We start from the raw sequence: 12,009 nt of genomic DNA on the forward strand, positions 1-12,009 counted from the left end.
GACATTTGTGTTTAATCATCATCTTGCTACGACCCGCTCTGGGGAGCAAAATATGATGTATTACTTAATCTTTATCTAATTTATATTTTGAAAGATCCATACCGAAGTTCAATCCTTTCACGTTTACTAGCTCTTCTAGCTCGGTCAAGGACTTCTTACCGAAGTTTCTGAACTTCATAAGATCATTCTTATTGTAAGATACAAGGTCACCCAAAGTATCTACCTCGGCAGCTTTAAGACAATTCAAGGCACGAACGGAAAGGTCCATGTCTACCAACTTGGTCTTAAGTAGCTGACGCATGTGCAATGACTCCTCATCATACGTTTCGGTCTGAGCGATTTCGTCTGCCTCAAGGGTAATACGCTCGTCACTGAACAACATAAAGTGGTGGATCAAGGTCTTAGCAGCCTCGGTCAACGCATCTTTTGGGTGAATGGAACCATCGGTGATGATTTCGAAAACCAATTTCTCGTAGTCGGTCTTTTGCTCTACACGATAGTTCTCTATGCTATACTTCACATTTTTGATAGGAGTATAGATAGAATCGGTAAAGATGGTTCCTAGAGGGGCATTCGCCTTTTTGTTCTCTTCCGCAGGAACGTATCCACGACCTTTTTCGATAGTGATCTCGAAGTTAAGGTTCACCTTAGAGTCCATATTACAAATAACCAAATCTGGGTTCAATACTTGGAAACCGGAGATGAATTTTTGGAAATCACCAGCGGTAAGTACTTCCTGTCCGGAAACAGAAATGGTTACAGTCTCGTTATCTATTTCATCAATTTGACGCTTAAAACGAACTTGTTTTAGGTTCAAAATGATTTCAGTTACATCTTCCACTACGCCTGCAATCGTAGAAAACTCGTGGTCTACACCTTCGATACGTACCGAAGTGATTGCAAAACCTTCCAAAGAGGAAAGTAAAACACGTCGTAAAGCATTACCAATGGTCAATCCATATCCGGGTTCCAAAGGGCGAAATTCGAATTTCCCTTCGAAATCCGTCGAATTGATCATGATAACCTTATCAGGCTTCTGAAAACTAAATACTGCCATATTGTTTGTTCTTCGTTTTAATTGTTATTTGGTTGCGCAGTTTAAGAGTTTGAAGAGGACTCATAAACCCTTTGGCCAAATACCAATATGATTAACTTATTATTTAGAATATAATTCCACGATTAACTGCTCAGTAATGTTTTCTGGGATCTGAAGACGCTGAGGCACAGAAACGAAAGTTCCTTCTTTAGTCTCAGAGTTCCAAGTGATCCACTCGTATACATGACTGGCATTCGCCAAAGAATTTTGAATAGCTTCTAGGGATTTAGATTTTTCCCTAACACCAATAACATCTCCAGCCTTTAACTGGTATGATGGAATGTTAACTTTTTCACCGTTAACGGTAATATGACGGTGAGACACCAATTGTCTTGCAGCGCTACGCGTAGGAGCAATTCCCATACGGTACACTACGTTGTCCAAACGTGACTCACACAATTGAAGCAATACCTCACCTGTAATTCCAGGTGCTGCAGTTGCTTTTTTAAACATGTTTCGGAACTGACGCTCCAAGATCCCGTACGTGTACTTAGCCTTTTGCTTCTCGGCCAACTGAATAGCGTACTCGGATTTTTTACCTCTCCTACGGTTGTTACCGTGTTGTCCTGGAGGGTAATTTCTTTTTTCGAAAGATTTGTCTTCTCCAAAAATAGCCTCTCCAAACTTACGGGCGATTTTTGTTTTTGGACCAGTATATCTTGCCATTTTAAAATTTGATTTTGAAGGGGAACGCTAAATTAAGGTCATCCTCTAGTTTCCTTGTTCCTTCGGTTTATACTTAAATTAATTATACTCTACGTCTTTTTGGTGGACGACATCCGTTGTGCGGCATTGGAGTTACATCGATGATTTCGGTAACTTCAATTCCTGAATTGTGAATTGTACGGATGGCAGATTCTCTACCATTACCAGGTCCTTTTACGTAAACTTTTACTTTACGAAGACCTGCTTCTTGTGCAACTTTGGCACAATCTTCTGCTGCCAACTGAGCAGCGTAAGGAGTGTTTTTCTTAGATCCTCTAAAGCCCATTTTCCCGGCAGAAGACCAAGAGATTACATCTCCATTTTTATTGGTCAACGAAATGATAATATTGTTGAAGGAAGCAGTGATGTGAGCTTCACCCACGGCCTCGATATTAACCTTACGTTTTTTTGTACTTTTTGAGCTAGACTTTGCCATATCTCTAGGTATTATTTAGTTGCCTTCTTCTTGTTAGCAACTGTTTTACGTTTTCCTTTTCTCGTTCTTGAGTTATTCTTCGTACGCTGTCCTCTTAAAGGAAGACCTGCTCTGTGACGAATACCTCTGTAACAACCGATGTCCATTAAGCGCTTAATGCTCAATTGAACCTCACTACGTAGCTCACCTTCGATTTTGTAAGACCCTACAGCTTCACGAATTTTCCCGATCTCATCATCGTTCCACTCGTTTACTTTTTTGTCTTCGCTAACTCCGGCTTTTTCCAGTATACTTTGGGCACGGCTCTTACCTACCCCAAAGATATACGTTAACGCGATTACACCCCTTTTCTGCTTCGGGATATCTACACCTGCGATTCTTGCCATAACTTATCCTTGTCTTTGTTTGAACCTTGGGTTCTTTTTGTTAATTACATATAATCGGCCTTTTCTGCGTACGATCTTGCAGTCGGCACTTCTTTTCTTAACGGATGCTCTTACTTTCATCTCTTTAGTATCTGTATGTTATACGAGCCTTGGTTAAATCGTAAGGGCTCATCTCTAATTTTACCTTATCTCCGGGTAATAATTTGATATAGTGCATGCGCATCTTACCCGAAATGTGCGCTGTAACAATATGACCGTTTTCCAATTCTACACGGAACATTGCATTAGACAATGCCTCTACGATTGTTCCGTCTTGTTCTATTGCTGGTTGTTTTGCCATTCTTTAGTTTTAAGTTGTTGGTCGTTAGAGTTAGATTGTTGTTTCCTTTTTGTAGTCTTCAACGCCTTCTAACGTCTAACTACTAACTACTATATTCTAATTATGCTACTGCCTTTCTGTTTTTACCACTTTTCATTAAGCCATCGTAATGACGGTTCAATAAGTAGGAGTTAATTTGTTGCATCGTATCGATTGCAACCCCTACCATAATTAAAAGTGATGTACCTCCAAAGAACAATGCCCATCCTTGCTGCACTCCCATCAACTTCACGATGAATGCTGGAAAGATTGCAATCAATGCCAAGAAAATAGATCCTGGTAATGTAATCTGAGACATAATTCTATCTAAGTACTCCGCGGTGTCGGTTCCAGGCTTAATACCAGGAATAAATCCTCCACTACGTTTCAGGTCGTCTGCCATTTTATTGGTCGGTACAGTAATCGCAGTATAGAAATACGTAAAGATGATGATCAATAACGCGAATACTACATTGTACCATAATCCGAAAATATCGCTAAAGGTGGCCAACATACTCTGACCAAACTCTGTATCCCTCAATCTTGGCAAATTGGCCAAGGCTGTTGGTACGAACATCAATGCTTGGGCAAAGATAATAGGCATTACCCCAGAAGCGTTCAGCTTCAAAGGAATGAACTGTCTTGCTCCAAAAATATTCTTCTCGTACCCTCCGCTTGCCGTTCTACGCGCGTATTGTACAGGAATCTTACGAACCGCCAATACCAATAAAACAGAAAGTAGAATAATTACGAACCAGATTACCAATTCGATCAATACCATCATGAAAGGACTAGCAGCCACTTCCTGAACAAATGACTGAGGCAATATTGCGATGATACCTACCATAATAAGGATAGAGATACCATTTCCAATTCCCTTGTCTGTAATCTTCTCACCCAACCACATTGCGAAGATACATCCTGTTACCAAGATGATGATGGAAGAAACGTAGAAGGTAGGCGTAAGCCCAAGTACGAAAGCTTCTGGTGGAACCCCTAAGTATTGGATCCCTGCAATGTAACTAGGTGCTTGTACCAAACAGATACCGATGGTTAACCAACGGGTAATCTGAGTAATCTTCTTTCTACCACTTTCTCCTTCTTTCTGAAGCTTTTGAAGATAAGGGATGGCAATTTGCATTAATTGTACCACAATAGAAGCGGAAATGTAAGGCATGATCCCCAATGCAAATACAGAAGCATTAGAAAATGCTCCTCCAGTAAATGCATTAAGCAATCCTCCGATTCCACCTGCATCGAATTTACCAGCAAATTCAGATAGCTTAGAAGCATCGATTCCTGGCAATACAACTTGCGCACCAAAACGGTACACCAATAGAAGACCCAACGTTACCATGATGCGGCTACGAAGCTCTTCTATTTTGAAAACATTTTTTATGGTATCAATAAATTTCATCCTTTATAAAAATTAAAGTTCTACAGCCTCACCTCCAGCAGCCTCGATAGCCGCCTTTGCAGATGCAGTAAACTTATGAGCAGATACTTTCAATTTTGCTTTTAGCTCGCCTCTTCCCAAGATCTTCACCATCTCGTTCTTACCAGCAAGTCTTAGACTTACCATAGTATCAAAATCTACAGTATCCTTAATTTTCTTGTCGTCCACTAGCGCCTGAAGGGTATCCAAGTTTACACCTTGGTACTCTTTGCGGTTAATGTTCTTGAACCCGAACTTAGGAACACGACGCTGTAATGGCATCTGTCCTCCTTCGAATCCTAGTTTCTTGGAGTAACCAGAACGTGACTTAGCCCCTTTGTGTCCACGGGTAGCCGTACCACCTTTACCGGAACCTTGTCCGCGTCCTACGCGTTTTCCTTGTTTTTTAACCGAACCTTCAGCTGGTTTTAAATTACTTAAATCCATTGTTCAATATCTTATTTAGTCTCAACAGAAACTAGGTGATTAACTTTTTTTATCATACCAAGAATATTTGGCGTATCCTCGTGCTCTACTGTCTGACCGATTTTTCTTAGGCCAAGAGCTTCCAAGGTTCTCTTTTGGTTTTGCGGGCGGTTGATCGCGCTGCGTACCTTTGTTACTTTAATCTTTGCCATTTCTCTTTAGTATTTTATCCTTTATACAATTTCTCTAGTGAAATTCCTCTTTGTCTCGCAACGGTTTGAGCACTTCTCATCTGCAACAAAGCATCGAAAGTAGCTTTTACTACGTTGTGAGGGTTAGAAGATCCCTGAGATTTTGACAATACATCGTGAACTCCAACGGCTTCCAATACAGCACGTACAGCACCACCGGCGATTACCCCGGTACCGGGAGCAGCTGGCAACAAGGTTACTCTAGCTCCACCGTACTTTCCTTTTTGCTCGTGAGGAAGTGTTCCTTTATTAATAGGAATACGTACCAAGTTCTTCTTAGCATCTTCGATAGCCTTAGCGATAGCACTAGCAACGTCTTTAGACTTTCCAAGTCCTTGACCTACTACGCCATTTTCATCACCTACTACTACGATTGCTGAAAATCCGAAAGCTCTACCCCCTTTGGTTACCTTGGTTACACGTTGTACCCCAACCAAACGGTCTTTCAATTCTAGACCTCCGGGCTTAACTGTTTCTACGTTTTTATAATTTTGATACATATTCTTAGAATTTTAGTCCGCCCTCGCGAGCTCCTTCAGCCAATGATTTAACTCTTCCGTGGTATAGGTAACCTCCTCTGTCGAAAGTAACGCTCTCTACTCCAGCTTTCACAGCTTTCTCAGCGATTGCTTTACCTACCATTTTCGCAGCTTCCGTTTTGTTAACTTTGGAAGCGTCGATGTCCTTATCTCTTGAAGATGCAGCAGTAATGGTTTTTCCATTTACATCGTCAATAAGTTGCGCATAAATTTCTTTATTGCTTCTGAAAACCGCCAAACGTGGACGCTGCTCGGTACCAGAAACCGTTTTTCTAATTCTGAAACGGATGCGATCTCTTCTTTCGCTCTTAGATAATGCCATAACTTAATTTCTTATGCAGATTTACCTGCTTTTCTTCTAATGATCTCACCAACAAACTTGATACCTTTTCCTTTATAAGGTTCTGGCTTACGGAAAGAACGGATCTTGGCCGCTACCTGTCCTACCAATTGCTTGTCGTGTGATGTTAATTTTACAATAGGGTTTTTTCCTTTCTCACTTACCGTCTCCACTTTTACTTCGGGAGCGATGTCCATAACAATGTTGTGAGAAAAACCAATGGCCAAATCCAATTTGTTCCCTTGGTTGCTGGCACGGTAACCTACCCCTACCAACTCTAGTTCTTTGGTCCATCCAGTGGATACACCTTGCACCATGTTATTGATAAGCGCACGGTACAATCCGTGTTTTGCTCTGTGATCTTTCGCATCGGAAGGACGCTCCAAAACCACGTTCCCTTCTTCTACTTTTACGCTAACGTCGGATACCTCCTGAGTTAACTCGCCTAACTTCCCTTTTACGGTAACTACATTGTCATTCACCTCTACGGTCACACCGTCTGGGATTGCTACTGGGCTTTTACCTATTCTTGACATTTCTAGTCTTTATTAAATTAGTATACGTAACAAAGTACTTCACCTCCTACATTCTGGTTGGCAGCTTGCTTTCCTGTCATCACTCCAGCAGAAGTGGAAACAATAGCAATACCCAAACCATTCAATACACGGGGCATTTCTGAAGAACCTGAATACTTACGTAGACCTGGTTTACTAACTCTTTGAATCTTCTTGATTACCGGATCTTTGGTAAGCTTGTCGTACTTAAGGGCAATCTTAATGGTTCCTTGTGGCCCCTTGTCCTCAAATTTGTAGCTTAAGATATATCCTTGATCAAATAAGATCTTGGTAATCTCCTTTTTTAAATTAGAAGCAGGGACTTCCACTACTCGGTGTCCTGCTTTTACTGCGTTTCTAACCCTTGTTAGAAAATCTGCGATTGGATCTGTTGTCATTTATCCTTGTTTACGGTAATGGTTTTCGGCTTATGCCAAACCTTCTACCTGTTTATATTACTTATTACCAGCTAGCCTTTCTAACTCCAGGGATTAAACCTTGGTTAGCCATTTCACGGAAAGTTACACGTGAAATACCAAACTGACGCATGTACCCTTTAGGTCTACCCGTTAGTTTGCAACGATTGTGCATACGGATAGGAGATGCATTTTTTGGTAATTTTTGAAGTGCTTCGTAGTCTCCAGCTTCCTTCAAAGCTTTACGCTTCTCAGCATACTTCGCTACCGTTTTTGCTCTTTTCACCTCGCGGGCTTTCATTGATTCTTTAGCCATCTTAGTTCTTTTTAAAAGGTAATCCTAGTTCAGACAATAATGATTTTGCTTCTTTATCGGTTTCGGCAGAAGTAACGAAGGTGATGTTCATCCCCTCGATCTTCTTTACCTTGTCGATATCGATCTCTGGAAAGATGATCTGCTCGGTAACTCCCAAAGAGTAGTTTCCTCTACCATCGAATCCAGTAGCCTTGATACCACCAAAGTCACGTACACGTGGCAATGCAGAGGTGATCAAACGATCCAAGAACTCATACATACGCTCTCCGCGTAGTGTTACTTTTGCACCAATGGGCATTCCTTTACGAAGTTTGAAAGTAGCCACATCCTTTTTAGAAATGGTTGGAACTGCTTTCTGACCCGTAATCATGGTCAACTCGTCTACGGAATACTCGATCAATTTTTTGTCGGCCACAGCATTACCAACCCCACGAGACACAACGATGCTCTGAAGTTTTGGCACTTGCATAACGTTTGCATAGCCGAACTCATCCATAAGAGCAGTAACAATCTTGCTCTTGTATTCTTCCTTAAGTCTAGGTGTATATCCCATAACTATAATACTTGATTCGATTTTTTAGAAAATCGTACTTTTTTACCATCTTCCATTCTATAACCTACACGTGTAGCCTCTCCAGACTTCGGATCGATCAACGACAGGTTAGAAATATGAATAGGAGCTTCTTTTTCTGTAATTCCACCTTGAGGATTTGCAGCACTTGGCTTCTCATGTTTCTTTACAAGGTTTACTCCCTCTACAATTGCTTTGTTCTTTTCACGGAAAATACGCAATACCTTTCCTTCGGATCCTTTGTGGTCCCCGGCAGTAACTACTACGTTATCCCCTGATTTTATCTTAAGCTTTGCCATCTTACTTTCGCATTAAAGCACCTCAGGTGCCAATGATACTATTTTCATGAATTGTTTGTCACGAAGCTCTCTAGCTACCGGTCCGAAAACACGTGTACCTCTCATTTCCCCTTGAGGACCTAATAATACACAGGCGTTGTCATCGAAACGGATGTAAGAACCATCGGGTCTTCTAACTTCTTTCACGGTACGAACCACCACAGCGGTAGAAACTGTACCTTTTTTAATGTTTCCGTTAGGAGTAGCTTCTTTTACAGTAACTACAATTTTGTCACCAATAGAAGCGTAACGTTTCTTTGTACCTCCCAACACACGGATGGTAAGTACTTCCTTAGCCCCGGTGTTATCTGCAACTTTTAGTCTTGATTCTTGTTGTACCATGATTACTTCGCTCTTTCAATGATTTCTACTAATCTCCAACACTTGGTTTTACTCATAGGTCTTGTTTCCATGATCTTTACAGTATCCCCTTCGTTGCAGTCGTTTTTCTCGTCGTGTGCTACGTATTTTTTCGTTTTCAAAACGAACTTTCCATACATAGGGTGTTTTACTTTCTTAACCTCTGCCACAACAATGGATTTCTCCATTTTGCTAGAAGTTACTACACCAATACGCTCTTTTCTTAAATTTCTTTTTTCCATCTTTCAGCTTCGTACAATTATTGCACCTCTCTTTTAGTTAGTTCTGTCGCAATTCTAGCAATGGCTCTTCTCTGCCCTCTCAATTGAATTGGATTTTCCAACGGTGATATAGCGTGTGCTATTTTTAGATCCGTTGTGGCCTTTTTAAGTTCAGCCAAACGCTCTTGTAGCTCCGCTGTTGATGCTTCTTTTATTTCTGATTGTTTCATAATGACAATTCTAAAAATTAAGCTTGATAGTCTCTTGAAATGATAAACTTCGTTTTTACTGGAAGTTTCTGAGCTGCCAATCGTAATGCTTCTTTAGCAACATCCAATGGAACTCCAGATACTTCAAACAAAACTCTTCCAGGCTTAACAACAGCAGCCCAATATTCTACAGCACCCTTTCCTTTACCCATACGTACCTCAAGAGGTTTCTTGGTAATTGGCTTATCTGGAAAGATCATGATCCATAGGGATCCTTCCCTTTTCATATAACGGGTAGCTGCAATACGAGCCGCCTCAATTTGACGCGCTGTCAAGAAATTCGATTCTAAAGACTTAATACCAAAAGTTCCGTATGACAACTGATTACCACGACCAGCATTTCCTTTCATACGTCCTTTTTGCTGTTTACGGAATTTTGTTCTTTTAGGTTGTAACATCTTCTTTTCTCTTTAAAAAATTACTTTCTGTTACGACGTGATTTGTTGTTACCACCTCGACCAGAACCACCTTTTCCACCTTTCTTGGACAATCCAACTAGCGGAGAAAGCTCTCTTTTTCCATATACTTCGCCTTTCATGATCCATACTTTTACACCCAATCTACCATAGGTAGTGTGAGCTTCTACTAAAGCATAGTCAATGTCGGCTCTAAAAGTCGATAAAGGAATACGACCATCTTTGTACGCCTCGCTACGTGCCATTTCAGCACCGTTAAGACGTCCAGAGATCTGAATTTTGATACCCTCTGCGTTCATACGCATAGCAGCAGCAATAGCCATTTTAATTGCACGACGGTATGAAATACGATTTTCAATTTGTCGAGCAACACTCGCAGCTACTAAGTAAGCATCTAATTCAGGTCTTTTGATCTCGTGGATGTTGATCTGTACTTCCTTACCAGTAATCTTCTTAAGCTCTTCCTTCAACTTGTCTACCTCTTGACCTCCTTTACCGATAATGATACCGGGACGGGCCGTAGTGATAGTAACGGTTACAAGCTTTAGGGTCCTTTCGATGATTACCCTAGACACACTAGCTTTACTTAAACGAGCGTGAACATATTTTCTAATCTTATCGTCCTCGGCCAATTTATCGCCGTAGTCGTTACCTCCGTACCAGTTGGATTCCCATCCTCTAATGATACCTAAGCGGTTTCCGATTGGATTTGTCTTCTGTCCCATTTAAATTTAGCTTTGTGTGTTATCGTTAGCTCCAAGCACCAATGTTACGTGGTTGGAACGTTTTCTAATTCTGTGCGCACGTCCTTGTGGAGCAGTACGAAGTCTTTTCAACATGGTACCTCCGTCCACACGGATCTCCTTAATAAAAAGATCGGCATCTTCGATAGAAGCATCTTCGTTCTTTGCTTGCCAGTTTGCAATGGCAGAAAGCAACAACTTCTCCAAACGACGTGAAGCCTCTTTTTGACTGAATCTTAAAATATTAAGCGCTTTATCTACTTTCTCACCTCTTACCAAATCCGCAACCAAGCGCATTTTTCTAGGTGATGTAGGGCAATTGTTCAACTTAGCGAAGTATTGAGTCTTCTTCGCCTCCTTGATTTGCTCTGCTCTTTCTCTTTTACGAACTCCCATGGCCTATTATTTTTTTCCTTTGTTTTTTGCACCAGCGTGACCACGGAATGATCTTGTAGGTGAAAATTCTCCTAGTTTATGTCCTACCATGTTTTCAGTAACATATACAGGAACGAACTGGCGCCCGTTATGTACTGCGATAGTCTGTCCAACAAAATCTGGAGTGATCATAGAAGCACGTGACCAAGTCTTGATTACAGTCTTCTTATTAGCCTCCACATTTGCCAATACTTTTCTCTCTAACTTATAGTGAACGTATGGTCCTTTTTTTAATGATCTTGCCATAGCTTATTTCTTTCTACGTTCGATAATGTATTTATTACTCGCTTTAGTCTTAGAACGGGTTCTATATCCTTTTGCAGGGATACCGTTTCTAGAACGTGGGTGTCCTCCAGAAGACTTACCTTCACCACCACCCATTGGGTGATCAACCGGGTTCATTACTACTGGTCTTGTACGAGGTCTTCTACCCAACCATCTAGATCTACCCGCTTTACCAGACACCAACAATTGGTGGTCACTGTTAGAAACAGCACCGATGGTTGCCATACAAGTAACTAAGATCATTCGGGTTTCACCAGAAGGTAATTTCACTGTTGCATATTTACCATCTCTTGCCATAAGCTGAGCAAATGCTCCAGCACTACGTGCCATAACAGCACCTTGACCAGGACGTAATTCTAAACAGGAAATAATAGTACCTAATGGGATGTTTGCTAAGGTCATGGCATTTCCAATTTCTGGAGCCACTTTTTCACCGGAAACGATGTTTTGACCTACTTGAAGTCCGTTTTGCGCAATTACATATCGCTTCTCACCATCTTGGTAATTCAACAAAGCGATAAACGCTGTACGGTTTGGATCGTATTCGATAGAAGCAACAGTAGCAGGGATTCCGTGCTTGTTGCGTTTAAAGTCGATAATTCTGTATCGTCTTTTATGACCACCACCTTTGTAGCGCATGGTCATTTTTCCTTGACTGTTTCTACCTCCAGAACGTTTTTTCGGAGCCAATAAACTCTTCTCCGGCTTATCAGTCGTAATGGCGTCAAATCCATTTACAACTCTAAAACGCTGTCCTGGGGTGATTGGTTTTAACTTTCTTACTGACATTGTTGTCGTTTTAAATCTAAATCAGATTAGATGTTTGCGTAAAAATCTATTGTATCACCTTCCGCCACCTGTACAATTGCCTTTTTATAAGCATTTGTTTTACCAGTTTGGATACCCGTTTTCGTATAACGAACACGTCTATCTGGGCGGACATTCATTGTGCGAACTGCAGTAACAGAAACTCCATAAGCAGCCTCAACCGCTTTTTTGATTTCTATCTTATTCGCCTTCGAGTGTACTACAAAAGTGAAACGGTTATTATCTTCCGCATCCCTTGTAGCTTTTTCTGTAATAATAGGTTTAATTAAGATATCCATCTTGTCT

25 protein-coding genes are annotated in these 12,009 nt (G+C 41.0%); all 25 read right to left on the bottom strand.

The annotated features are described in order from the left end of the window. Window positions 1-64: 64 nt before the first annotated feature. Entirely contained in the window at window positions 65-1,057 is a 993-nt protein-coding gene (locus tag POV27_RS15955) for a DNA-directed RNA polymerase subunit alpha (RefSeq protein WP_272863793.1), read from the bottom strand. A gap of 99 nt (window positions 1,058-1,156) precedes the next feature. Beyond that, complete coding sequence (gene rpsD / locus POV27_RS15960; RefSeq protein ID WP_272863794.1) at window positions 1,157-1,762, bottom strand: 30S ribosomal protein S4; 606 nt, start codon at window positions 1,760-1,762, stop codon at window positions 1,157-1,159. Window positions 1,763-1,844: 82 nt separating this feature from the next. Then, window positions 1,845-2,237 carry a 30S ribosomal protein S11 gene (rpsK, locus tag POV27_RS15965; RefSeq protein ID WP_272863795.1) on the bottom strand — a complete coding sequence of 131 codons (393 nt, stop codon included), beginning with the start codon at window positions 2,235-2,237 and terminating at the stop codon, window positions 1,845-1,847. An 11-nt stretch (window positions 2,238-2,248) separates the two neighbouring features. Next, the gene (gene rpsM, locus POV27_RS15970) at window positions 2,249-2,623 is read right to left on the bottom strand and encodes a 30S ribosomal protein S13 (protein ID WP_272863796.1); all 375 of its coding nucleotides are present in this window, start codon (window positions 2,621-2,623) and stop codon (window positions 2,249-2,251) included. A gap of 3 nt (window positions 2,624-2,626) precedes the next feature. Continuing rightward, window positions 2,627-2,743: a type B 50S ribosomal protein L36 gene (ykgO, locus tag POV27_RS15975; RefSeq protein ID WP_013305171.1), complete on the bottom strand. Its 117-nt coding sequence runs from the start codon at window positions 2,741-2,743 to the stop codon at window positions 2,627-2,629. A 4-nt stretch (window positions 2,744-2,747) separates the two neighbouring features. Next, the gene (gene infA / locus POV27_RS15980; protein ID WP_034259287.1) at window positions 2,748-2,963 is read right to left on the bottom strand and encodes a translation initiation factor IF-1; all 216 of its coding nucleotides are present in this window, start codon (window positions 2,961-2,963) and stop codon (window positions 2,748-2,750) included. A 100-nt stretch (window positions 2,964-3,063) separates the two neighbouring features. Continuing rightward, window positions 3,064-4,398, bottom strand: coding sequence for a preprotein translocase subunit SecY (gene secY, locus POV27_RS15985; protein WP_272863797.1), 1,335 nt, complete (start codon window positions 4,396-4,398; stop codon window positions 3,064-3,066). Window positions 4,399-4,410: 12 nt separating this feature from the next. Further along, entirely contained in the window at window positions 4,411-4,863 is a 453-nt protein-coding gene (gene rplO / locus POV27_RS15990; RefSeq protein WP_272863798.1) for a 50S ribosomal protein L15, read from the bottom strand. Between the two features lie 11 nt (window positions 4,864-4,874). Continuing rightward, complete coding sequence (gene rpmD / locus POV27_RS15995; protein ID WP_272863799.1) at window positions 4,875-5,054, bottom strand: 50S ribosomal protein L30; 180 nt, start codon at window positions 5,052-5,054, stop codon at window positions 4,875-4,877. Window positions 5,055-5,068: 14 nt separating this feature from the next. Further along, a complete protein-coding gene (gene rpsE, locus POV27_RS16000; RefSeq protein ID WP_272863800.1) occupies window positions 5,069-5,593 on the bottom strand; it encodes a 30S ribosomal protein S5 in 525 nt (174 codons plus the stop codon). 4 nt (window positions 5,594-5,597) lie between these two features. Then, window positions 5,598-5,954: a 50S ribosomal protein L18 gene (gene rplR, locus POV27_RS16005; protein WP_272863801.1), complete on the bottom strand. Its 357-nt coding sequence runs from the start codon at window positions 5,952-5,954 to the stop codon at window positions 5,598-5,600. A gap of 11 nt (window positions 5,955-5,965) precedes the next feature. Continuing rightward, on the bottom strand, window positions 5,966-6,508 hold the full coding sequence (gene rplF / locus POV27_RS16010; protein WP_272863802.1) for a 50S ribosomal protein L6: 543 nt from the start codon (window positions 6,506-6,508) through the stop codon (window positions 5,966-5,968). 17 nt (window positions 6,509-6,525) lie between these two features. Next, window positions 6,526-6,924 (bottom strand): 30S ribosomal protein S8, encoded by a 399-nt coding sequence (gene rpsH / locus POV27_RS16015; RefSeq protein WP_272863803.1) that lies wholly within the window; start codon window positions 6,922-6,924, stop codon window positions 6,526-6,528. A gap of 64 nt (window positions 6,925-6,988) precedes the next feature. Further along, window positions 6,989-7,258, bottom strand: a complete 270-nt coding sequence (gene rpsN, locus POV27_RS16020) for a 30S ribosomal protein S14 (protein ID WP_272863804.1) — start codon at window positions 7,256-7,258, stop codon at window positions 6,989-6,991. Between the two features lies 1 nt (window position 7,259). Then, window positions 7,260-7,811, bottom strand: a complete 552-nt coding sequence (gene rplE / locus POV27_RS16025; protein WP_272863805.1) for a 50S ribosomal protein L5 — start codon at window positions 7,809-7,811, stop codon at window positions 7,260-7,262. A gap of 2 nt (window positions 7,812-7,813) precedes the next feature. Beyond that, window positions 7,814-8,128: a 50S ribosomal protein L24 gene (rplX, locus tag POV27_RS16030; RefSeq protein ID WP_272863806.1), complete on the bottom strand. Its 315-nt coding sequence runs from the start codon at window positions 8,126-8,128 to the stop codon at window positions 7,814-7,816. A gap of 12 nt (window positions 8,129-8,140) precedes the next feature. Continuing rightward, on the bottom strand, window positions 8,141-8,509 hold the full coding sequence (gene rplN, locus POV27_RS16035) for a 50S ribosomal protein L14 (protein ID WP_272863807.1): 369 nt from the start codon (window positions 8,507-8,509) through the stop codon (window positions 8,141-8,143). Between the two features lie 2 nt (window positions 8,510-8,511). Then, window positions 8,512-8,769: a 30S ribosomal protein S17 gene (gene rpsQ, locus POV27_RS16040; RefSeq protein ID WP_272863808.1), complete on the bottom strand. Its 258-nt coding sequence runs from the start codon at window positions 8,767-8,769 to the stop codon at window positions 8,512-8,514. A 17-nt stretch (window positions 8,770-8,786) separates the two neighbouring features. After that, the gene (gene rpmC / locus POV27_RS16045; protein ID WP_272863809.1) at window positions 8,787-8,978 is read right to left on the bottom strand and encodes a 50S ribosomal protein L29; all 192 of its coding nucleotides are present in this window, start codon (window positions 8,976-8,978) and stop codon (window positions 8,787-8,789) included. A gap of 17 nt (window positions 8,979-8,995) precedes the next feature. Next, window positions 8,996-9,415 carry a 50S ribosomal protein L16 gene (gene rplP, locus POV27_RS16050; protein WP_272863810.1) on the bottom strand — a complete coding sequence of 140 codons (420 nt, stop codon included), beginning with the start codon at window positions 9,413-9,415 and terminating at the stop codon, window positions 8,996-8,998. Window positions 9,416-9,435: 20 nt separating this feature from the next. Next, a complete protein-coding gene (gene rpsC, locus POV27_RS16055; RefSeq protein ID WP_272863811.1) occupies window positions 9,436-10,158 on the bottom strand; it encodes a 30S ribosomal protein S3 in 723 nt (240 codons plus the stop codon). A 6-nt stretch (window positions 10,159-10,164) separates the two neighbouring features. Beyond that, the gene (rplV, locus tag POV27_RS16060) at window positions 10,165-10,572 is read right to left on the bottom strand and encodes a 50S ribosomal protein L22 (protein WP_272863812.1); all 408 of its coding nucleotides are present in this window, start codon (window positions 10,570-10,572) and stop codon (window positions 10,165-10,167) included. 6 nt (window positions 10,573-10,578) lie between these two features. After that, a complete protein-coding gene (rpsS, locus tag POV27_RS16065; RefSeq protein ID WP_272863813.1) occupies window positions 10,579-10,857 on the bottom strand; it encodes a 30S ribosomal protein S19 in 279 nt (92 codons plus the stop codon). A 3-nt stretch (window positions 10,858-10,860) separates the two neighbouring features. Then, window positions 10,861-11,685 carry a 50S ribosomal protein L2 gene (gene rplB / locus POV27_RS16070; protein ID WP_272863814.1) on the bottom strand — a complete coding sequence of 275 codons (825 nt, stop codon included), beginning with the start codon at window positions 11,683-11,685 and terminating at the stop codon, window positions 10,861-10,863. A gap of 26 nt (window positions 11,686-11,711) precedes the next feature. Continuing rightward, the gene (gene rplW / locus POV27_RS16075; RefSeq protein ID WP_272863815.1) at window positions 11,712-12,002 is read right to left on the bottom strand and encodes a 50S ribosomal protein L23; all 291 of its coding nucleotides are present in this window, start codon (window positions 12,000-12,002) and stop codon (window positions 11,712-11,714) included. Window positions 12,003-12,009 lie beyond the last annotated feature (7 nt).

This window comes from Aureisphaera galaxeae, from assembly GCF_028561275.1.
Taxonomy (GTDB): domain Bacteria; phylum Bacteroidota; class Bacteroidia; order Flavobacteriales; family Flavobacteriaceae; genus Aureisphaera; species Aureisphaera galaxeae.

Excerpts from the sequence above, each read along its gene's own strand:
- secY (WP_272863797.1), bottom strand. The coding sequence starts at position 4,398 with ATGAAATTTATTGATACCATAAAAAATGTTTTCAAAATAGAAGAGCTT.
- rpsN (WP_272863804.1), bottom strand. The coding sequence starts at position 7,258 with ATGGCTAAAGAATCAATGAAAGCCCGCGAGGTGAAAAGAGCAAAAACG.
- rplV (WP_272863812.1), bottom strand. The coding sequence starts at position 10,572 with ATGGGAGTTCGTAAAAGAGAAAGAGCAGAGCAAATCAAGGAGGCGAAG.
- rpmC (WP_272863809.1), bottom strand. The coding sequence starts at position 8,978 with ATGAAACAATCAGAAATAAAAGAAGCATCAACAGCGGAGCTACAAGAG.
- rpsS (WP_272863813.1), bottom strand. The coding sequence starts at position 10,857 with ATGGCAAGATCATTAAAAAAAGGACCATACGTTCACTATAAGTTAGAG.
- rplO (WP_272863798.1), bottom strand. The coding sequence starts at position 4,863 with ATGGATTTAAGTAATTTAAAACCAGCTGAAGGTTCGGTTAAAAAACAA.
- rplW (WP_272863815.1), bottom strand. The coding sequence starts at position 12,002 with ATGGATATCTTAATTAAACCTATTATTACAGAAAAAGCTACAAGGGAT.
- rpsQ (WP_272863808.1), bottom strand. The coding sequence starts at position 8,769 with ATGGAAAAAAGAAATTTAAGAAAAGAGCGTATTGGTGTAGTAACTTCT.
- rplX (WP_272863806.1), bottom strand. The coding sequence starts at position 8,128 with ATGGCAAAGCTTAAGATAAAATCAGGGGATAACGTAGTAGTTACTGCC.
- rplE (WP_272863805.1), bottom strand. The coding sequence starts at position 7,811 with ATGGGATATACACCTAGACTTAAGGAAGAATACAAGAGCAAGATTGTT.
- rpsE (WP_272863800.1), bottom strand. The coding sequence starts at position 5,593 with ATGTATCAAAATTATAAAAACGTAGAAACAGTTAAGCCCGGAGGTCTA.
- rplF (WP_272863802.1), bottom strand. The coding sequence starts at position 6,508 with ATGTCAAGAATAGGTAAAAGCCCAGTAGCAATCCCAGACGGTGTGACC.
- rpsK (WP_272863795.1), bottom strand. The coding sequence starts at position 2,237 with ATGGCAAAGTCTAGCTCAAAAAGTACAAAAAAACGTAAGGTTAATATC.
- rplR (WP_272863801.1), bottom strand. The coding sequence starts at position 5,954 with ATGGCATTATCTAAGAGCGAAAGAAGAGATCGCATCCGTTTCAGAATT.
- rplP (WP_272863810.1), bottom strand. The coding sequence starts at position 9,415 with ATGTTACAACCTAAAAGAACAAAATTCCGTAAACAGCAAAAAGGACGT.
- ykgO (WP_013305171.1), bottom strand. The coding sequence starts at position 2,743 with ATGAAAGTAAGAGCATCCGTTAAGAAAAGAAGTGCCGACTGCAAGATC.
- POV27_RS15955 (WP_272863793.1), bottom strand. The coding sequence starts at position 1,057 with ATGGCAGTATTTAGTTTTCAGAAGCCTGATAAGGTTATCATGATCAAT.
- infA (WP_034259287.1), bottom strand. The coding sequence starts at position 2,963 with ATGGCAAAACAACCAGCAATAGAACAAGACGGAACAATCGTAGAGGCA.
- rpsH (WP_272863803.1), bottom strand. The coding sequence starts at position 6,924 with ATGACAACAGATCCAATCGCAGATTTTCTAACAAGGGTTAGAAACGCA.
- rpsM (WP_272863796.1), bottom strand. The coding sequence starts at position 2,623 with ATGGCAAGAATCGCAGGTGTAGATATCCCGAAGCAGAAAAGGGGTGTA.
- rplN (WP_272863807.1), bottom strand. The coding sequence starts at position 8,509 with ATGGTACAACAAGAATCAAGACTAAAAGTTGCAGATAACACCGGGGCT.
- rpsD (WP_272863794.1), bottom strand. The coding sequence starts at position 1,762 with ATGGCAAGATATACTGGTCCAAAAACAAAAATCGCCCGTAAGTTTGGA.
- rpsC (WP_272863811.1), bottom strand. The coding sequence starts at position 10,158 with ATGGGACAGAAGACAAATCCAATCGGAAACCGCTTAGGTATCATTAGA.
- rplB (WP_272863814.1), bottom strand. The coding sequence starts at position 11,685 with ATGTCAGTAAGAAAGTTAAAACCAATCACCCCAGGACAGCGTTTTAGA.
- rpmD (WP_272863799.1), bottom strand. The coding sequence starts at position 5,054 with ATGGCAAAGATTAAAGTAACAAAGGTACGCAGCGCGATCAACCGCCCG.